This is a genomic window from Methylophaga sp. F7, from assembly GCF_056863975.1.
This window is the reverse complement of record NZ_CM166511.1, coordinates 644710-663090: the sequence shown is the minus strand read 5'-3', so window position 1 is coordinate 663090 and position 18381 is coordinate 644710. Positions and strand designations below refer to the sequence as shown.

Annotated in this window: 20 protein-coding genes and 1 riboswitch; of the genes, 12 read left to right on the top strand and 8 right to left on the bottom strand. The window is 44.6% G+C overall.

The annotated features are described in order from the left end of the window. From AC08OG_RS03410 to AC08OG_RS03390, 5 genes are all read right to left on the bottom strand, one after another. Entirely contained in the window at positions 1 to 768 is a 768-nt protein-coding gene (locus AC08OG_RS03410) for an EAL domain-containing protein (protein ID WP_292357778.1), read from the bottom strand. A 276-nt stretch (positions 769 to 1044) separates the two neighbouring features. Continuing rightward, the gene (gene cysN / locus AC08OG_RS03405) at positions 1045 to 2475 is read right to left on the bottom strand and encodes a sulfate adenylyltransferase subunit CysN (protein WP_292357776.1); all 1431 of its coding nucleotides are present in this window, start codon (positions 2473 to 2475) and stop codon (positions 1045 to 1047) included. A gap of 114 nt (positions 2476 to 2589) precedes the next feature. Further along, positions 2590 to 3492 carry a sulfate adenylyltransferase subunit CysD gene (cysD, locus tag AC08OG_RS03400; protein ID WP_292357774.1) on the bottom strand — a complete coding sequence of 301 codons (903 nt, stop codon included), beginning with the start codon at positions 3490 to 3492 and terminating at the stop codon, positions 2590 to 2592. 12 nt (positions 3493 to 3504) lie between these two features. Continuing rightward, positions 3505 to 4203, bottom strand: coding sequence for a phosphoadenylyl-sulfate reductase (locus AC08OG_RS03395; protein ID WP_292357773.1), 699 nt, complete (start codon positions 4201 to 4203; stop codon positions 3505 to 3507). A 30-nt stretch (positions 4204 to 4233) separates the two neighbouring features. Continuing rightward, entirely contained in the window at positions 4234 to 5034 is an 801-nt protein-coding gene (locus tag AC08OG_RS03390) for a sulfite exporter TauE/SafE family protein (protein ID WP_292357771.1), read from the bottom strand. A gap of 248 nt (positions 5035 to 5282) precedes the next feature. Here AC08OG_RS03390 and AC08OG_RS03385 point away from each other — a divergent pair, with 248 nt between their 5' ends. From AC08OG_RS03385 to pnuC, 7 genes are all read left to right on the top strand, one after another. After that, positions 5283 to 5633 (top strand): hypothetical protein, encoded by a 351-nt coding sequence (locus AC08OG_RS03385; protein WP_292357769.1) that lies wholly within the window; start codon positions 5283 to 5285, stop codon positions 5631 to 5633. Positions 5634 to 5714: 81 nt separating this feature from the next. Then, on the top strand, positions 5715 to 6635 hold the full coding sequence (gene cysB / locus AC08OG_RS03380) for an HTH-type transcriptional regulator CysB (protein ID WP_292357767.1): 921 nt from the start codon (positions 5715 to 5717) through the stop codon (positions 6633 to 6635). An 84-nt stretch (positions 6636 to 6719) separates the two neighbouring features. After that, complete coding sequence (locus AC08OG_RS03375; protein WP_292411293.1) at positions 6720 to 7292, top strand: SRPBCC family protein; 573 nt, start codon at positions 6720 to 6722, stop codon at positions 7290 to 7292. Positions 7293 to 7403: 111 nt separating this feature from the next. Further along, positions 7404 to 7509, top strand: a riboswitch (TPP riboswitch). 61 nt (positions 7510 to 7570) lie between these two features. Then, positions 7571 to 8905, top strand: coding sequence for a TonB-dependent receptor (locus tag AC08OG_RS03370; RefSeq protein ID WP_482930038.1), 1335 nt, complete (start codon positions 7571 to 7573; stop codon positions 8903 to 8905). Next, complete coding sequence (locus AC08OG_RS03365) at positions 8902 to 9681, top strand: hypothetical protein (RefSeq protein WP_482930037.1); 780 nt, start codon at positions 8902 to 8904, stop codon at positions 9679 to 9681. Before AC08OG_RS03370 ends, AC08OG_RS03365 begins: the two co-directional genes overlap by 4 nt. Before the next feature lie 46 nt (positions 9682 to 9727). After that, positions 9728 to 9985 (top strand): YkoF family thiamine/hydroxymethylpyrimidine-binding protein, encoded by a 258-nt coding sequence (locus AC08OG_RS03360; protein WP_292357760.1) that lies wholly within the window; start codon positions 9728 to 9730, stop codon positions 9983 to 9985. Then, on the top strand, positions 9985 to 10608 hold the full coding sequence (gene pnuC / locus AC08OG_RS03355; protein ID WP_292357758.1) for a nicotinamide riboside transporter PnuC: 624 nt from the start codon (positions 9985 to 9987) through the stop codon (positions 10606 to 10608). The genes AC08OG_RS03360 and pnuC overlap by 1 nt, the downstream gene beginning before the upstream one ends. On the opposite strand, the gene AC08OG_RS03350 is transcribed toward pnuC, so the two are convergent. Genes AC08OG_RS03350 through mtnA form a run of 3 tightly spaced genes read right to left on the bottom strand, consistent with a single transcriptional unit; the run spans position 10605 to position 13211 of the window. Next, positions 10605 to 11480, bottom strand: coding sequence for a phosphotransferase (locus AC08OG_RS03350; RefSeq protein ID WP_292357756.1), 876 nt, complete (start codon positions 11478 to 11480; stop codon positions 10605 to 10607). The genes pnuC and AC08OG_RS03350 overlap by 4 nt on opposite strands. Beyond that, the gene (locus AC08OG_RS03345; RefSeq protein WP_292357754.1) at positions 11474 to 12148 is read right to left on the bottom strand and encodes an SDR family oxidoreductase; all 675 of its coding nucleotides are present in this window, start codon (positions 12146 to 12148) and stop codon (positions 11474 to 11476) included. The genes AC08OG_RS03350 and AC08OG_RS03345 overlap by 7 nt, the downstream gene beginning before the upstream one ends. Positions 12149 to 12158: 10 nt before the next feature. Then, the gene (mtnA, locus tag AC08OG_RS03340; RefSeq protein WP_318988454.1) at positions 12159 to 13211 is read right to left on the bottom strand and encodes an S-methyl-5-thioribose-1-phosphate isomerase; all 1053 of its coding nucleotides are present in this window, start codon (positions 13209 to 13211) and stop codon (positions 12159 to 12161) included. Positions 13212 to 13248: 37 nt separating this feature from the next. Between mtnA and AC08OG_RS03335 the strand changes: the two genes are divergently transcribed. The 5 genes from AC08OG_RS03335 to hpnC are packed head-to-tail and all read left to right on the top strand — an operon-like array spanning position 13249 to position 18106. Beyond that, the gene (locus AC08OG_RS03335) at positions 13249 to 14568 is read left to right on the top strand and encodes a TRZ/ATZ family hydrolase (protein WP_292357750.1); all 1320 of its coding nucleotides are present in this window, start codon (positions 13249 to 13251) and stop codon (positions 14566 to 14568) included. Then, complete coding sequence (ubiG, locus tag AC08OG_RS03330; protein WP_292357749.1) at positions 14565 to 15266, top strand: bifunctional 2-polyprenyl-6-hydroxyphenol methylase/3-demethylubiquinol 3-O-methyltransferase UbiG; 702 nt, start codon at positions 14565 to 14567, stop codon at positions 15264 to 15266. The genes AC08OG_RS03335 and ubiG overlap by 4 nt, the downstream gene beginning before the upstream one ends. Then, a complete protein-coding gene (locus tag AC08OG_RS03325) occupies positions 15266 to 15925 on the top strand; it encodes an HAD family hydrolase (RefSeq protein WP_292357747.1) in 660 nt (219 codons plus the stop codon). The genes ubiG and AC08OG_RS03325 overlap by 1 nt, the downstream gene beginning before the upstream one ends. Beyond that, a complete protein-coding gene (locus tag AC08OG_RS03320; protein WP_292357745.1) occupies positions 15916 to 17202 on the top strand; it encodes a DNA recombination protein RmuC in 1287 nt (428 codons plus the stop codon). The genes AC08OG_RS03325 and AC08OG_RS03320 overlap by 10 nt, the downstream gene beginning before the upstream one ends. Continuing rightward, a complete protein-coding gene (hpnC, locus tag AC08OG_RS03315; protein ID WP_292357743.1) occupies positions 17192 to 18106 on the top strand; it encodes a squalene synthase HpnC in 915 nt (304 codons plus the stop codon). The genes AC08OG_RS03320 and hpnC overlap by 11 nt, the downstream gene beginning before the upstream one ends. Positions 18107 to 18381 lie beyond the last annotated feature (275 nt).

Below are 18381 nucleotides of genomic sequence, written 5' to 3'. Positions count from 1 at the left end.
CTAGCGCCACCAATCGGATGATACTGTTGCTAAAGATTCAAAACTTGGCCTGGCAAAATAAAATCCCTGGAATAGTTCAATTCCCATCTCTTGCAAAACGTGCAGTTCATCTGCAGATTCGATACCTTCCGCAATCACGGTAATATCTAAATCATCGCAAACCGCAATAATACCGCGAGTAATGGTCTGCCGGACTTTATCGTTATGAATATTGCGCACCAGGGCCATATCCAGCTTCACCAGATCGGTCTGCATATCTGCCAGCAGGTTCAAACCTGCATAACCGGCGCCAAAATCATCTATCGCCGTGATAAAGCCCTGTTGCTGATAAGACTGGATAATATCCTGCAGATGAGCGTGATCATTTATCTGCTCACCTTCAGTTACTTCAAAAATAATCTGTTCGATGGGAAAATTGTAAATTTCAGCTGCTTCCAGCGTTGTCCTTATACACAGTTCGGGTTTATAAACCGCATTGGGCATAAAGTTGATGCTGAGTTTGCTCTGAATATTGAGCTCTGCTGCAAGTTTGATGGCTTTGACCCGACAGGCCTGGTCAAAACGATAGCGATTATCTTGATTAACGTTCTCAAAAACCTGACCGGCCCCCTGTCCTTCCAAGCCTCGAACAAGAGCCTCCTGTGCATAAACCGTTTGGCTGGTTGTATTGACTATCGGCTGGAATGCCATCGAAAAATCGAAGCCCAATAAACCACTGTTTAAACACTCACCACAACCTATCTTTCGAAAATCTGCTTGTTCTTTCATTATTCACCAATCCCGGTTCCGCAGAATGTAACCTAAATCACTGACTGCTACTCAAACCGGTTCACATTATTCGCAAAAAATTTACAAAGTAACTTTAACAATCCTGTACAAGATTGCAAAAATGAAGGAAGGCTTCAATAACATAAAGCAAACCGCATCCATGTAACGGAAAAATTTAACGGGATTTGAATGATTCAAAAGCGGGAGTTTTAGTAATTGTTGCAGAACAATTGATCATAAAATCAGGCCGCAAGCACGGCCTGATTTATTTGGATTTTACTTCAGCAGATCACTGATATCTTTGGCATCCCAATGCGGGAAGTGCTTACGGATTAAGGCGTTCAATTCAACCTCGAATGCAGTGATATCAGTTGAAGTTGCAGTATCATTGGTGATGCCGCTAATGGCTTCAGTAATCATGCCAGCGCCAATCGTAACATTAGTCAGACGATCAATAATAATAAATGCACCGGTGGTACGATTACGTTTATATGCATCAAACACAACAGGTTTATTTAATGAAAATTCACATAAACCGATTTCATTGAGTTTCAGCTCAGTCACAACATTATGCGCCAGCGTATTTACATCAATCTGATGATCAATTTGTGTCATGACACCTGTACTGTCAGAAACGCCGACCTTGATGTTAAATTGTTTATTAGCCACCAGTGGTTGCTCTGTCATCCATACAACCATGGCTTTAAAACGACTGGATACATGTGGCTGATGATCACGATGCACAATCATATCGCCACGACTGACATCCACTTCATCCTGCAGGGTAACGGTAATTGATTCACCCGGTACGGCATGATCCAGTTCACCGTCGTAAGTGACCAATGCTTTTACTTTGCTTTCTCTACCCGAAGGCAATACTGTGATTTCATCTCCCGGCTTAAGGATACCGGCTGATAAAGTGCCACAGTAGCCACGGAAATTCAGATTCGGTCGGTTGACATATTGCACCGGGAAACGCGCGTCTTCGGTATTGGCATCTTTCCCAATCTCGATATTTTCCAGCAGCTCCATCATGGTGCTGCCCTGATACCAAGACATGTTTTCACTTCTGTTTACTACATTATCACCGTTCAAGGCAGACATCGGTACAAAGTGAATATCTTCAATTTCCAGTTCACGGGCAAATTCGCTATACGCTTTGCGAATATCGTTAAACACCTGTTCGCTGAAATCCATCAAATCCATTTTATTAATGGCCACGATGATATGTTTAATACCCAACAATGAAGCAATAAAACTGTGGCGGCGGGTCTGCGTCTGCATACCATAACGGGCATCAATCAGAATAACCGCCAACTGACAGGTTGACGCACCGGTGGCCATATTACGGGTATATTGTTCATGCCCTGGTGTATCGGCAATGATAAATTTACGTTTGGTCGTAGAGAAATAACGATACGCTACGTCAATGGTAATACCCTGCTCACGTTCGGCCTGTAAACCATCTACCAATAAAGCCAGATCAACCTGATTTCCTGTGGTTCCGGATTTGACACTGTCACGTGTCACTGCTTCCAGCTGATCTTCATAAATCATTTTGGAATCGTGCAACAATCGCCCAATCAGCGTGCTTTTACCGTCATCCACATTACCGCAGGTCAAAAAACGCAGCAGTTCCTTGTTTTCGTGTTGTTTGAGATAGGCTTCGATATCGGTCGCAATCAGCGCATCAGTTTCATATGTCATGTTGAGTGCCTGGTTTAATTATCTTTACGGGTCAAGATGCCAATCAATTTGAGCATCGTATTCAATTCTATTTATTGGTTAGAAAGGAACTTAATAATCCTTTCACCAACAAAATCAGAAATAACCTTCCTGTTTCTTTTTCTCCATCGAGCCGGCTTCATCATGATCGATGGCCCGTCCTTGACGTTCAGAAGTTGTTGTCAGTAGCATTTCCTGAATGATTTCTGGCAAGGTATCGGCATCGGATTTCACCGCACCGGTCAGTGGATAACAGCCCAGTGTGCGGAAACGGACTTTTTCCATCCGGATTTTTTCACCTTCCGGGATACGCATACGGTCATCATCGACCATGATGGTCAGGCCATTGTAATTGACCACTGGACGCTCGGCGGCGTAATACAGCGGTACAATCGGTATCTGTTCCAGATAGATGTATTGCCAGATATCCAGCTCTGTCCAGTTCGACAGCGGGAAAACACGAATGCTTTCACCTTTATTAACTCTGCTGTTGTAAATGTTCCATAGCTCAGGGCGTTGTGCTTTAGGATCCCAGCGATGGTTTTTATCGCGAAATGAATATACACGCTCTTTGGCACGAGACTTTTCTTCATCTCGTCGAGCACCACCAAAAGCCGCATCAAAGCCATGTTTACTCAGCGCCTGTTTCAAAGCATCCGTTTTCATGATGTCTGTATAGCGAGGATGGTCGAATGGGTTGATACCCGCTTCAACACCTTCCTGATTGGTATGTACGATAAGGTCCAATCCCAGCTCTTTTGCGCGCTGATCACGGAACCTGACCATTTCCTGAAACTTCCAGGTGGTATCAATATGCATCAACGGAAATGGCGGCTTGCCTGGATAAAATGCTTTCATGGCCAGATGCAGCATGACAGCAGAATCCTTACCAATTGAATATAGCATGACCGGATTTTCAAACTCAGCGGCCACTTCACGCATAATATGAATACTTTCGGCTTCGAGCTGTTTTAAGTGTGTCAGTTGTTTTTCAGTCATAATTTTTCTCTGTTACTTAGCCTTTACGTGTAAGCCACATTCTTTGGTTTCAGGATTTTCCCACCACCAGCGACCAGCCCGGATATCTTCGCCTGGGGTAATCGCTCTGGTACATGGCGCACAGCCAATACTGGCATATCCCTGATTATGTAATTCATTAAATGGAACATCAAAAGCGCGGATATATTTCCATACTTCGCCATTTGACCAGTCCGTCAGTGGACTGAATTTCTGTAACTCATGGTCTGCATCCCATTCAGATACCGGTAACTCATTTCGAGTAACCGACTGTGAGCGACGCATTCCCGTCAGCCAGGCCTTTTTACCAGCCAAAGCACGATTTAACGGTGCAACTTTGCGTATTCCACAGCATTGTTTTCGCAGGTCGACACTGTCATAAAATGCGTTTGGTCCATTATGTGTCACAAACTGTTCAATACTCAGGGTATCGGGATAATAAACCTCAACCTCAAGCTGATAGTGCTTTTTAGCCTGCTGCATTAAATCATAGGTTTCTTTGGGCAGTCGACCTGTATCCAAAGTGAAGATGCCGATTTGCGGTGCAAATTTGGCAATCAAATCCATTAACACCATATCTTCAGCGCCATAACTGGTCGCCAAGACTGCAGGGCTATAATCAGCCTCAATCTGCTCCAGCAACTGTTTTACAGCATCAATTTTCAGTTGAAGCTTTTCATTAATTTCTGTCATTTTGAATTACTTTTTCATTCGTTTAGTTTGTTAAAGCAAACATTTGATCCCAACCATTAATAAAATGATTGCCAGCAACGGCCGTAAAATCTTATCTGAGATTCTCACCCCCAGATGTGAGCCAATATAAATGCCTGGTAACGATCCCATCAGCAAATAAGATAATAATGACCAATCTACCGTGCCCACTGCAGAATGGCCTAATCCGGCCACTGCCGTTAAAGGAACAGCATGTGCGATATCGGTTGCCACAATTTCGACACCACGCATCTTCGGATAAAGAAATAATAAAACAACCGCTCCCAATGCGCCGGCCCCTACCGAAGATAATGTCACCATCACCCCTAACAAAGCACCGATAATGACGGTTGCCGGCGCCTTCAAGGCTTCATCCTGTCGTAAACGATATAGATAATTCACTAAAGGATGCCCCTGACGTGCTTTCATTATCCCGGCCAGCCAGTTTTTCAGCAGTAATGCACTAGACGTTAAAATCAAAGCGATGCCCAGAGCAACCGTTATCAGATCATTGTGCTTACCTTCATGAACACCGGTTGCACTGAGAAACCATAAAGTCAGCAAGGTAGCTGGTAGACTCCCTGCAGCAAGCCGCCAGACCACACGCCAATGCACCACGCCATGACGCCAATAAGCCCAGATACCACCTGCTTTAGTTACTGCCGCAAACAATAAATCTGTCCCTACAGCGATTGCAGGTTGGATACCATACCCAAAAATCAGAATTGGGGTCATCAACGATCCGCCACCAACGCCTGTCATCCCGACCATAATGCCTACGCCCAGGCCTGCCAGCAAATAACCCCATTCCATTAATAAATTGACCTTTACCCTGCTTAGTTTGCAGCAAGTTTACCAGTTGGCAATATTCAATCAATGAATATTATTTTCTATCTATATAACTTATGAGAATATAAAGAAATCCTTGCCATTTGAACTGAGAGCCAATCTTTAACATAGCCTTAACCTAAATTGACTGACACTGCTAATTGTTCACATTTCTTTCACGGTGTATAGACGAAGCTCTAACTCCAACTCCACTCTGGGATGAGAGGCTGAAGATGACAACTTATAGAATCTTGTTAGTTATGACAGCAGCATGTTCTGCATTGATAACATCTTTTTTTATTAATCCTGCCGATTCAAACCGGGTGTTTGAGCCTGCACAGATTATTTTTCCACCGGCTTCGATTCAAGCGCCGGAAACCTCTGATAATGAGGTTATAGAAAATGCAGATCCACTCACTTTGGCCATAAAAGTGTGTTTTCAAGATAAATGTGAATACCTGGCACAGTCTGAGATGCAAAATATTTTAACCCGGGAAGGTGAATCTATGGCTGAAAGCGAACAGTATCAAACAACTGTGCCTTTCCAGCTTCCTCAGCAAGGTGTTCCAATCATTGAAATGTAAAACGTAACGCACCATAACTGGTCTTTTATCACTAAAAACTTATATATTTACTCTTACTAATAATAATTACGGATATAGCGGATGAAGTTGCAACAATTGAAATATGTTCGCGAAGTGGCTCGTCGTGGCCTCAGTATCTCTGCAGCGGCTCAGGCACTGCATGCTTCTCAGCCAGGTGTAAGTAACCAGATTCAGTTACTGGAAGATGAGCTGGGGCTGCTAATCTTCGAACGACATGGGAAACGTTTATCGGCTATCACACCGCTGGGAGAATCCGTTATTGCCATGGCTGAGCGGGTGTTACAGGAAGTAGACAATTTACGTGAACAGGCGGCTGACAGTCGTCATGAGAAAAAAGGCACACTTTCAATCGGCACCACACACACTCAGGCACGTTATGCTCTGCCAAAAGCTATCAAGGCCTTTTCAGAACAATATCCCGACGTGCACTTAAATATGGTGCAAGGTACTCCACCTGAAGTTGCTGAAATGGCGGCCACCGGTAAAGTGGACCTGGCGATAGCAACCGAGGGATTATCAAAATTTGATAATCTGGCGATTTTGCCCTGCTACGAATGGAATCGTACCGTGATTACGCCACCGGGGCATCCGCTTTTGAATGAAAAAAAACTCACTCTTGAGGCTATTTCACAATATCCAATACTGACCTACGTAATGGGCTTTACCGGTCGCGCGCAACAGGATCAGTCTTTTATTGAACGTGGTCTTAAACCTAACGTTATTTTTACCGCCACTGATGCTGATGTAATTAAAACCTATGTTGAATTGGGCCTTGGTATTGGCATTATAGCCAGCATGGCATTTGATCCAGTAAAAGATGCTCCTTTACAGGCATTGGATGCCAGTGGTTTATTTAAACCAAGTACGACCCACATGGGAATTCGTAAAGGCAGTTATCTTCGCGGTTACAGTTATGCTTTTATTGAGTTTTTTGCTCCCCATCTGCAACGCTCAACTATTCAGAACGCGATCGCTTTGTGAATTTTTCCCTTTAGCATTTCGGAAGGTGATGGTAGTTTAATTGGGCTAAATGTTGGCATTACAAATGAAATATAAGAAGGAAATATGATGAAAGCTGTATTGAAAGTTCTGGTAACAGGCTTATTCCTGTTACCTGCGCTGGTATTTGCTCATGGCGCTTCACGTCTGCAAGTTGAAGAAACGGTGTTGATTAATGCTGATGCTGAAACGGTGTGGAACATGGTTAAAGATTTCGACAGCCTGCATAAATGGCACCCAGCCATTATTTCTACTAAAGCAGAAGGTGGGAATGAACCTGGCGCGACACGCGTTTTAACCCTTAAAAATGATTCAACCATCACTGAAACGTTGAAAAAGTTTGACGAAGAATCCATGAGCTTTATGTATCAGATTGATGAAATGAGTTCGGTTGGACAGGTTGATATTGAAGGCGAAATGCATGATATCCCTGCAGTGCCTGTCAGTAAGTATAAAGCCTGGTTAACTGTAGAAGCTGAAGGCGACCAAACCAAGGTCACCTGGTTGGCCAAATTTTTCCGTGGCTATACCGGCAAACATCATGAGCCTAAAGAATTAAATGACGAAACGGCTACCAATGCTATTGAAGGTATTTTCCGTTCAGGCCTAGACACTTTAAAAGCCAAAATTGAAAATTAAGTCAGTAGTAACTTGAACTTTAAGGCGTCTTCGGACGCCTTTTTTTGTATCATCTGAACAATCAAAGATGGGAAAACATCACTTTTTTCTGTATATTTCACCTACTTGCTAATACAAGCCTCGGGGTGGTCGAAAGGCCTGAGATTCACCAGTTGGTGAAGACCCGATGAACCTGATCCAGATAATACTGGCGTAGGGACAGGCGGCAAACCCTTCTTGCTAGATCAATGCAAATGGCGTGATCCCCTGTTCTTTTTAAGAATTTAAAAAGGATAGTCATGAAACTCACCCTGCTTTCCATCGCAGTCACCAGCGCATTATTTTCTCCCGGCGCAGTTGCACAAACCGAGACCGATAGCACTGATTTACCGTCCATGCTGGTCAGTGCAGATTTTCGTCCTGCAGAAGCCCAGGATATTCCCGTCAGTCTGACAACATTCGATGAGGAAATCATTGAATCACGTGGTGCCCAGCACATTGAAGATGTTCTCAATCTTGCACCCAATGTAAATCTTTCCAGCGGCGCTTCCCGTGGTCAGTTTTTTCAGATCCGTGGTATTGGTGAACGCAGTGAGTTTCTTGCTCCCCTAAACCCATCGGTAGGACTTTATATTGATGGTATCGATTTTAGTCGCAGTGGCGGCGCAGCCACACTATTTGATATTGAGAAAGTAGAAGTATTACGTGGACCTCAGGGTACGTTGTATGGAGCCAATGCATTAGCCGGTGTTATCAATATGCAAAGCAAACAGGCCACCAATGATCTGGATATGAATTTTCAGTCAACCGTAGGCAATTACGATACCCGAAGTGTCGGTGTAGCAGTAGGCGGTCCATTAATTAAAGACACTTTACTGGGGCGAATAGCTGTGCATACCCATCGTTCAGATGGCTACATGGATAATGATTTTCTAGGTCGTGACAATACGCAAAATCAGGATGAAATGACTGCCCGCGGACATTTGAAATGGCTGGTCAATAATGACCTGACCATTGATCTGAATTTGCTGCATTTAAATATCGACAATGGTTACGACGCATTCACGCTTGATAACAGCCGTAACAGTCTTTCAGATGAGCCTGGCAATGACAAACAGCATACCAATGCATTTGCACTCAAATCCGACTGGCGAGCAAGCAGTAAAGTGCAATTACAATCTACTTTGACCTATTCCAAATCTGATTTGGAATATAGCTATGATGATGACTGGTCGTATAAAGGTCAGTTTGATCCCAGTTTATTTCCTTACAGTGGTTTTGATCAGTACAAACGCGAACGGGAAAACTACTCTATAGAATTCAGAGCCCTTTCCAATGAAGAGGGTCGTATTTTTGCTGATACAACTGATTGGTCAGTAGGTATTTATCTGGCCGATCAACGCCAAGATCTCAAGCGCAAATACTTCGATAACGATACACCTGATGTCTACCCTCTAAATAACACTTATGAAACATCTAACAGTGCCATTTTTGGGCAATTAGATACCGCTTTAACGGAAAAACTGACCCTGATAACTGGCTTACGTGCTGAACATTGGGACGCTGATTATGACGATTCGCAAGGATTGGATCTGGATGACAGCGATGTGTTATTCGGGGGAAAGTCGGTTTGAATTATCAGTTCCGTCCACAACACCTTTTATACACATCATTATCCCGTGGCTACAAAGCTGGGGGGGTTAACACGGAAGCAGATCTGGCGCCAGGCTTACGCAAATTCAATAATGAATATTTATGGAACCTTGAAGCCGGTATGAAATCACTATGGCTGAATGGAAGCTTGGTGACCGATATCACGGCATTTTATGGTTTGCGAAAAGATGCCCAGGTAAAAACCTCTGTAGGTGTGCCACGCGACAGTGGTGGTACCCGTTTTATTGATTATCAGGATAATGCAGCGAAAGGCCGCAATATGGGGATTGAAGCAAGTGTTGATTGGTTGATCAATGAACGCTTAAGAACCTTTGCGGCAGTAGGTCTGTTGCATGCGACATTTGACGAATATGACAACCCTGAACTGGATGAGTCTGGATTAAATATTCAGGGCAGGAGGCAAGCTCATGCTCCTGCCTACACATTTAGTATTGGCAGTGAAGTCTATCTGACCCCACAATGGAATCTTCGCGCCAATGTTGAGGGCAAGGATGAGTTCTATTACTCCAACAGCCATAATGCGAAATCCAGTTCTTACGCCATTACCAATGCAAGTTTGCAGTACCAGCAGCAAAACTGGACATTTACCCTGTGGGGTCGCAATCTGTTTGATAAAGACTATTACACTCGCGGCTTTTTCTTTGGTATCGATCCATCAGCTGGCTATGAAGATCGAGTTTATACCCAATATGCTGATCCCCGTACTTTCGGTATGACTGTATCTTACGACTACTAATTTAACTGAGGTGCTTTAGTGCCCCTCCTTTCTTAAGGAAACTATCATGCGAATTTCTGTAGATATCAGCCTTTATCCGCTGACAGAGCAATTTGTTAAACCAATTCTGGCGTTTATTGCCAAGTTGGAAAACAATCCAAAATTGATCGTGCACCGTAATACATTGAGCACGCAGATTTTTGGCGAGTATCGTGATGTGATGGATGCGATGGACAGTGAAATTGAAGCGGTGTTTGCCCAGATGCCGCATAGCGTTTTTGTATTAAAACTGATCGGTAACGATCGTCATCAAGTCAAAGACTAATGTCTGAATCAGGCTGGTGGAATATTACGCTAGCTGGGCTGGCGTCAATGAGTGGCTGGGAAGTATTTGCCGCTCTGCTGGGAATTGGCTATATCCTGTTTGCTGCCCGAGAATCACAATGGTGCTGGCCATTAGCGTTTATCAGTACCATTATTTACACCATCCTGTTTTGGGAAAACCAGTTGCCAATGCAGGCCCTGCTAAACCTGTATTACATTGGTATGGCGATCTATGGCTTTATTCTCTGGCATCGTCATGAAAATCAGACCGCAGAACTGAATATTCACAGCTGGCCATGGCAATATCATCTGATCTTTATTGCCACTGGTGGATTTCTCAGTTTAGTGTTTGGCTATTACCTATCGGCTCATGCTACTCAATATCCCTATCTGGATGCATTTGTGATGGTGTTTTCGGTGATGAATACGTTATTGATGGCACGTAAAGTATTGGAAAACTGGTTATATTGGCAAGTTATCAACAGCTCAGCCATTGTGCTTTATGCATTAACCGGCTTTTACGCCACTATCGTGATGTTCAGTATTTATCTGTTTCTCGCTATGGCGGGGTATTTCAAATGGCGTAAGTTATTAGCAGCCCAACACCAGACTCGAACGGCTTAACTAAACCGTTCGGGATGGTTGAGCCAGGAATTCAAATCTGTCTCACCTAAAACATTCATCAAAAATAGTAATAATCGATAAGGCAACCGAACATTCGTCAGATCTGGGATGACCTGATAATTCTGATATTCAGCAGCAAACTGTTCTGCCTGTGATTGATCCAGCAAATATTCGAGCAAAACAAATTCTAACGTTCTTGGACCATAGACAATCGCATCCAGATCAACCAGTGCAGAAAGCTTATCTTGCTGCATCAAAAACTGATCCCACCGTAAATCGGGCATGATGGGCACAAATGTGTTTTCACATAGTAGTTCGGCCTGCTTCAAGGCCTGTTGTAAAACAGTTTGTTCAATTGAATCAGATTGTTGCTGCAAGGTTATTTTCAGACGCCGCGGCCAATCTTCTGCTGTATATTCTGGCTGTTGCAGACTCCCCCATCGTGGATGCTGCTGCTGATGCATCAAACCGATATGGTTAGCCAATGATTTAATCGTCAACGCTGTTACGGAAGATGGATCCACATCTTCACCAGGTAACCAACGAGCCAGCACGAATTCCGCTGCCATCGAATTAATCAGTGACGGGATGACCAAAGGACTAATAGTGGAAATACGTTGATAAACTTCTGCAATATTCCCCAATGATGTCGGAAAATTGATGGCAAACAGGCTATTCATTTTTTGCCAGAAAGCCGACTGCTCGATATTGGCATGATCACACAGCTTCAAAACCATCGGTCCATCGACGGTTTCACAAAACCAGAGTTGATGACTACTATCGCTAAACTGGGCAGGTATTCTACTTGGCGGCTTTTGCAGGTCCGGCAAGGCTTTTTGCTGCTGTTGTGAAAGCGATGGGTAGTTTACCAAGGCAACACTTCACCATTCATATGCCAGAAAGTACCGCTATTATCAATATTCAACTCTGCCATCCGATCCAGCAAGCCTTTTGCTGATTCATCCGCATCAATCAGACCACCATGTCCGGTCATATCAGTTCTGACCCAGCCCGGATGCAATATAGCCACCGCAATACCTTTGGGTTTCAAATCAATAGATAACGATTTGCCTGCAGCATTAACAGCAGCTTTGGACATGCGATACGCATAACTACCACCGGAGTCATTATCGGCGATAGATCCCATACGGCTGGTAATTATGCCTACCTTGCTACCCTGGGACATATGCTCAACTAACGCCTGAGTGGTTAACAAAGGACCAAGACTGTTGACTTCAAACATGCTTTTAAAACTATCAATGGCATTGGAGTCGATATCATTAAGCCCGAGACCTGCCGCGATACCGGCATTGTTAATCAACCAGTCGATCTTACGATCGCCAAGTTTTTCGGAAAGCGCTTTAAGACTTATAGGGTCGCTGACTTCTACATCTTCAATAATCTCTACATCCAGTTCAGCTAAAGCTGGAGAGCGATGGCGACAGGTCGCAATCACATCAAAGCCACGTTCTTTTAATTGCCGGCATAACTCAAACCCGATACCTCGGTTGCTACCGGTGACAAGTGCGGTTTGTGACATATCCTGCTCCTTAATTATGCTTATGAAGGTTTTTCATTGTAGTCGTTGAGGGTGACAACACAACGCCTGCTTCGGTGACAATAGCGTTTATCAGCTCTGCCGGTGTGACATCAAAGGCCGGATTCGACACCTTCACCCCATCCGGCGCAATTTGCTGGTTGGCAATATGAGTCACTTCCCTTGATGGCCGTTGCTCGATTTCGATTTGTTTTCCGGTTTCAATTTGCCAATCAATAGTTGATAACGGTGCGACTACCATAAATTTTACCTGGTGGTATTTTGCTAATACGGCTAATGAGTATGTACCGATTTTATTCGCCACATCCCCATTGGCAGCAATTCGATCTGCACCAACAATAACCCAATGGATATTACCAGAAGCCATTAATGAAGCCGCAGTGTCATCTGCCTGCAAAGTCGCGGGAATTTTGCCCTGCATTAATTCCCAGGCAGTTAAGCGCGCACCTTGCAACCAAGGACGAGTTTCATCCACATAGACGTGTTTTATTTTGCCATCTGAATACCCCTGACTTATTACACCTAATGCAGTCCCCACTCCGCCAGTCGCCAATGCACCAGCATTACAATGGGTTAATACCATACTGTCGGGAGCAATCAAATCCGCTCCCAGTTTCCCCATGGTTTGGTTGGCCGCAATATCCTGCTGATGAATGCGGAGAGCGGCTTCCAATAAGGCAGTTTCTGGAGAATAGGTTTCGGGCAAGTTGAGATAAATCGCTGTCATTTGTTCGATTGCCCATGACAGATTTACCGCTGTAGGACGCGATGCTGCGAGTTTGGCCAGAGGCTCATACATTGCCTGCTTCCAGTATACACCCGCCTTATTCCAAGCATCCCGGGCAGCTAAAACCACGGCATAAGCTGCTGTTATGCCAATTGCCGGTGCGCCTCTCACCACCATTTCACGTATAGCATCACTCACCTCACTTGCATGTTCGTATTTTAGCCAGAGTTGCTGTGTTGGAAGTAAACGCTGATCCAGCAAATGCAGCTGTTGGTCTTGCCATTTGATGGGTTGAATCATTTCACTGGTGCTTTGCACTGTGTTCTCCTGCCGATGGCGGTTATAATCGAACGCTATGAAAAACGTCGATCTGATCATTAATGCCCGCTGGTGTCTGCCGATGACGGCAGAACAACTCATTCTCGAAAATCATTCTATTGTTATCAATGAGGGCAATATTGTAGCGCTATTACCGCAAAATCAGGCGGAACAGCTTTATCAAGCTACTCAGACACAAGATATGGCTGAACATTGCGTGATGCCGGGATTAATTAACAATCATGGCCATACCGCTATGACATTATTCCGCGGTTTAGCTGATGATCTACCTCTGATGACCTGGCTAAATAATCATATCTGGCCCGCTGAGCAACAATTTGTTGGTGATGCTTTTGTAGAATCCGGTTCTGCTCTGGCTATCGCCGAAATGATTCGTGGTGGTACCACCTGTTTCAGTGATATGTACTTCTTTCCCGAAGCAACTGCCCGGGTGGTTGATAGCAGCGGTATCCGTGCCAGCCTCGGAATGGTTGTTCTTGAGTTTCCCACAAACTGGGCAAAAGATGTAAATGAGTACTTACATAAAGGCCAGGCCCTACATGATAAGTATCGGCACCATCCGCGTATAACCACCAACTATGCACCACATGCCCCTTACACGGTTTCAGACCAAACCCTGCAAGCCATTATCATTAATGCCGAAGAACTGGATTTGCCAATCCAGATGCATATTCATGAGACCGCTGCTGAGGTATCAGACAGTGTGGCCCAGTATGGTAAACGTCCATTGGCAAGGTTAAAAGATTTAGGCCTGCTTTCCCCACGTTTGATTGCGGTACATATGACGCAGTTGACGGAAGAAGAAATGGACTGGTGCGCCGAAGCGGGTGTTCACATTGTGCATTGTCCAGAATCTAATATGAAACTTGCCAGTGGATTTTCTCCAATCGCCGAGCTCATCAAGCGTGGTGTCAATGTCAGCATCGGTACTGATGGCGCGGCATCTAATAACGATCTGGATATGTTTGCCGAAATGCGTCAGGCCGCGATGTTAGCAAAAGGTGTGGCAGGTGATCCCAGTGTGGTGCCTGCATATCAGGCATTACAGATGGCCACCATTAATGCTGCTAAATCCCTTGGCATTGATTCCGTCACCGGTTCACTTGAAATAGGTAAAGCCGCTGATATTATCGCTATCGATCTCAGCGACATAGAAACACAACCTTTTTATGATCTACCGTCACAATTGGTTTATGCCACTGGGCGCGATAAAGTTTCTGATGTCTGGGTAGCTGGAAAACAATTATTAAAACAACGCCAGCTCACCACATTAAATGCACAACATGTCTCTGCCCAGGCCCAACAATGGGCAAAAAAAATAAGGTCTGTCTCATGACAAAACATAACGTCGATCCAGCAGAAGTCGCTAAATTCGATGCACTGGCATCGAGCTGGTGGGATCCGGAAGGACAATCCAAACCGCTGCATGAAATTAATCCGCTGCGGCTCGCGTTTATTAATGAAAGAGCTCAGTTGAAGAATACCAAGGCAGTAGATGTAGGTTGTGGCGGTGGTATTCTCACTGAAGCCTTGGTCAAAAGCGGTGCTGAAACTTTTGGCATTGATATGGGCGAAATGCCACTCAATGTCGCTAAACTGCATGCGCTGGAAGCTGGCCTGAAAATCAAATACGAACTGACGACCGCTGAAGCCATGGCGGAAAAACATCCGGATGAATTTGATGTCGTAACCTGTATGGAAATGCTGGAACATGTGCCCGATCCACAGGCGATTATTAATGCCTGTGCGACAATGGCAAAACCGGGTGGTGATGTGTTTTTCTCCACCTTGAATCGCAATCCAAAAGCCTATCTATTAGCGATTGTCGGTGCTGAATATATTGCCAAAATGCTGCCCAAAGGCACCCACGATTACGCACGTTTTATTCGACCGGCGGAACTGGCACGTTGTTGTCGCGAGGCTGGTTTGCATGTATATGACATCACCGGTATCAGCTACAATCCGCTGACACGTCGTTATAAACTCAGCAGAGATGTTGATGTTAATTATCTTGTACATTGTCGACGGATCTGATGTTTATTTCTCCCTTTAATGTCGTGCTGTTTGATTTGGATGGCACATTGGTCGATACGGCACCTGATCTGGGCTATGCATTAAATACCTTATTAGAACAAGAAGGTCATCAGCCGCTGGATCATGCACGAATTCGTCCTGTGGCCAGCCATGGTAGTGCCGGTCTATTAAAACTGGGATTTGGCATTGAAAAAGAAGATCCTGTTTATCCGGCCCTACAACAGCGATTTTTAAGTCTTTATGCAGAAAATATCGCCCGCGAATCCGCTTTATTTATCGGCATGCAACAAGTACTTGATGGTCTTGCAGCCAATGAGATTCGTTGGGGAGTGGTTACCAACAAACCGTCCTTCCTGACAATGCCACTCATGGAAGCATTGCAATTAACCGATTCTGCCGCGTGCATTGTTAGCGCCGATACCACACCCTATAGCAAGCCGCATCCAGCGCCAATGTTACATGCCTGTGAGCTGCTGGATGCCAAGCCTGTGGATTGTATTTATATTGGTGATGCAGAACGTGATATTCAGGCAGCACATAATGCCCAAATGCGTTCCGTCGTCGCTTTATATGGTTATATTTCCGAAACTGATGAGCCGGAGTCCTGGCAGGCAGACTGTCTGATTAATCATCCACATGAGATTTTACAATGGATTTAAGTCCCGAGTTTTTTTTGCAACACCAGGACTTATTGATCGTTTTGTTGGTTGGTATTTTGCTGGGCATTGTTATCGGTCTGTTTATTCGCAGTGGCAAAATTCGCACACTGGAAAAAAACAATGCTGAGCTGGATCTGACATTACAGCTGGAGCAAAAAAACAAACGGCAAATGGACGAGCTTCTATCTCAAACCCGTGAGCAATTAGCCAATACTTTTAATCAACTTTCCAATGAAGCGTTAACACGAAATAACACCAGCTTTTTGCGACTGGCTGAAGAAAATCTGAAACGTTTCCAAAGTGAAGCTAAAGCGGATTTGGGGTCGAAAGAAAAAGCCATTGAGCAAATGCTTAAACCAATCAATGAAGCATTGCAGCAGACCAGCAAGCAAATTCAGGAAATTGAAAAGGATCGCAAAGAGGCTTACGGCAGCCTGAATACAACCATTACCCAAATGAACCTGAGTCAACAACAGTTGCAGCAGGAAACTCAAAATCTGGTGCAGGCACTACGCCGCCCAGAAGTCCGCGGCCAATGGGGAGAAATGACCCTAAAACGTCTGGCAGAGCTTAGTGGAATGGTGGCACATTGTGATTTTTACGAGCAGACACATACTACCACTGAAACAGGTAGTATCCGGCCCGATATGATTGTTCGCCTACCGGAAAAACGCGAAATCATTGTCGATGCTAAAACACCGCTGGATGCTTATTTATCGGCTATCCAGGCCAAAGATGATATGACCCGTAAACTGGAATTAAAGCGTCACGCTCAAATCATTCGCGGCAGGATTAAAGAACTGTCCCGCAAAAATTACTGGGCGGAATATTCTCAGTCTCCCGAATTTGTCGTGTTATTTATTCCTGGCGAACAATTCCTCTCGGCAGCATTGGAAGTGGATCCTGCCCTATTGGAAGACAGTATGAGTCAGAATATTATTCTGGCCACCCCCACCAACTTCATTGCCTTATTACGAGCCGTTTCCTATGGCTGGAAACAACAGGCATTGGCAGAAAATGCTGAAATCATTCGCGAACTTGGCGAAACACTTTATAAACGATTGGCTACTTTTGGTAATCATTTAAGCAAGCTGGGTAACAGTCTTGGCCAAAGCGTCAATCATTTCAATAGTGCTGTCGGCTCACTTGAGCGTCAGGTATTGCCGGGCGCGCGCAAGTTCATCGAGATGGGTATCAGTACCAAGAGTCAGATCACTGACTTACCTCCTCTCGAGCAGCAGCCACGCCAGGTGCAAGACAAAAACGATGCCGACTGATCGACAAGTTCAAGCCGCCTACCACTATTGCCAACAATTCGCGCGCGGTCACTACGAAAATTTCCCTGTTGCCTCACTTCTATTGCCAAAAAAACTGCGATTGCCGGTAGCGGCAATCTATACCTTTGCAAGACAAGCCGATGATATTGCTGACGAAGGGGATGCGACGGCAACGACAAGACTGCAACAGCTGGATGAATTCCATCGAGAACTTCAAGCAATAGCAAACCAAAATCTGACCACTGTTGCCCCGCTTTGGATAGCGCTGGCTGATAGCATTCAGCAGCATGACTTGCCTGTTTTACTATTTGCAGATCTGCTGAAAGCTTTTCGACAGGATGTCAGCGTGAAACGATATGCGAATTTGGCAGAGGTGCTTGAATATTGTCGTTATTCAGCTAATCCGGTAGGCCGTTTGGTATTACATCTCAATAACAGTCTTACCGACTCACAGTTGCATCAATCAGATTGCATCTGCACAGCGTTACAGTTGATCAATTTTTTCCAGGATATCGAGCAGGATTATCTGGAGAAAAATCGTATCTATTTACCGCAAGATCGTCTTGAAGCCGCAGGCATTGATGATTCACAACTGCTTGCCGGAGATACAAGAAAATTGTCTGTAGTTCTGCGCCCTCTTTATCAATATACGATGCAATTGATGCAAGAAGGGTATCAGCTTGGTATGACATTAACCGGCCGCCTCGGCTGGGAGATTCGTGCCATGACATTGGGTGGCATAGAAGTTCTATCATTGTTAATTCAGCAGCCAGACAATGAACTGCTTAGCCGACCAAGATTAACCAAACGGCAACATCTCTGCGTCCTAATAAACGCCTTATCAAAGCGTCGTTATCTTGCTCGCACGAACTGCTTGCTGCAGCAAAAGCATCTTCCTTTTTAACAACAAAAGCTTGCACCAGACTTTGAAAATCTTCTAATTAACTGCTCTGTTAGTTCTTATGCCTCGCACAAATTCATTAATTGTCATTACCGAGGGAATAAGGAATTAATATGCCTGCAAAAAAAGCATCTTCTTTCGCTAGCTTTATACTGTTCCTGCCGCTGAATACAAACCAGAGCTGAAACCTCTCTCGGCATTACAAAGCAAGTAGAAGCGCTTCAGCAGCAATTCAAAGCAGCTTAGAGCTGTCAAAAGGCCGAACAAAGTGCAGAACA

Coding starts and splice junctions, on each gene's coding strand:
- AC08OG_RS03325 (WP_292357747.1), top strand. CDS start 15,266: ATGTTTATTTCTCCCTTTAATGTCGTGCTGTTTGATTTGGATGGCACA.
- AC08OG_RS03385 (WP_292357769.1), top strand. CDS start 5,283: ATGACAACTTATAGAATCTTGTTAGTTATGACAGCAGCATGTTCTGCA.
- AC08OG_RS03395 (WP_292357773.1), bottom strand. CDS start 4,203: ATGACAGAAATTAATGAAAAGCTTCAACTGAAAATTGATGCTGTAAAA.
- hpnC (WP_292357743.1), top strand. CDS start 17,192: ATGCCGACTGATCGACAAGTTCAAGCCGCCTACCACTATTGCCAACAA.
- pnuC (WP_292357758.1), top strand. CDS start 9,985: ATGTCTGAATCAGGCTGGTGGAATATTACGCTAGCTGGGCTGGCGTCA.
- AC08OG_RS03375 (WP_292411293.1), top strand. CDS start 6,720: ATGATGAAAGCTGTATTGAAAGTTCTGGTAACAGGCTTATTCCTGTTA.
- ubiG (WP_292357749.1), top strand. CDS start 14,565: ATGACAAAACATAACGTCGATCCAGCAGAAGTCGCTAAATTCGATGCA.
- AC08OG_RS03360 (WP_292357760.1), top strand. CDS start 9,728: ATGCGAATTTCTGTAGATATCAGCCTTTATCCGCTGACAGAGCAATTT.
- AC08OG_RS03335 (WP_292357750.1), top strand. CDS start 13,249: ATGAAAAACGTCGATCTGATCATTAATGCCCGCTGGTGTCTGCCGATG.
- cysN (WP_292357776.1), bottom strand. CDS start 2,475: ATGACATATGAAACTGATGCGCTGATTGCGACCGATATCGAAGCCTAT.
- AC08OG_RS03390 (WP_292357771.1), bottom strand. CDS start 5,034: ATGGAATGGGGTTATTTGCTGGCAGGCCTGGGCGTAGGCATTATGGTC.
- cysD (WP_292357774.1), bottom strand. CDS start 3,492: ATGACTGAAAAACAACTGACACACTTAAAACAGCTCGAAGCCGAAAGT.
- AC08OG_RS03410 (WP_292357778.1), bottom strand. CDS start 768: ATGAAAGAACAAGCAGATTTTCGAAAGATAGGTTGTGGTGAGTGTTTA.
- AC08OG_RS03320 (WP_292357745.1), top strand. CDS start 15,916: ATGGATTTAAGTCCCGAGTTTTTTTTGCAACACCAGGACTTATTGATC.
- AC08OG_RS03370 (WP_482930038.1), top strand. CDS start 7,571: ATGAAACTCACCCTGCTTTCCATCGCAGTCACCAGCGCATTATTTTCT.
- AC08OG_RS03345 (WP_292357754.1), bottom strand. CDS start 12,148: ATGTCACAAACCGCACTTGTCACCGGTAGCAACCGAGGTATCGGGTTT.
- cysB (WP_292357767.1), top strand. CDS start 5,715: ATGAAGTTGCAACAATTGAAATATGTTCGCGAAGTGGCTCGTCGTGGC.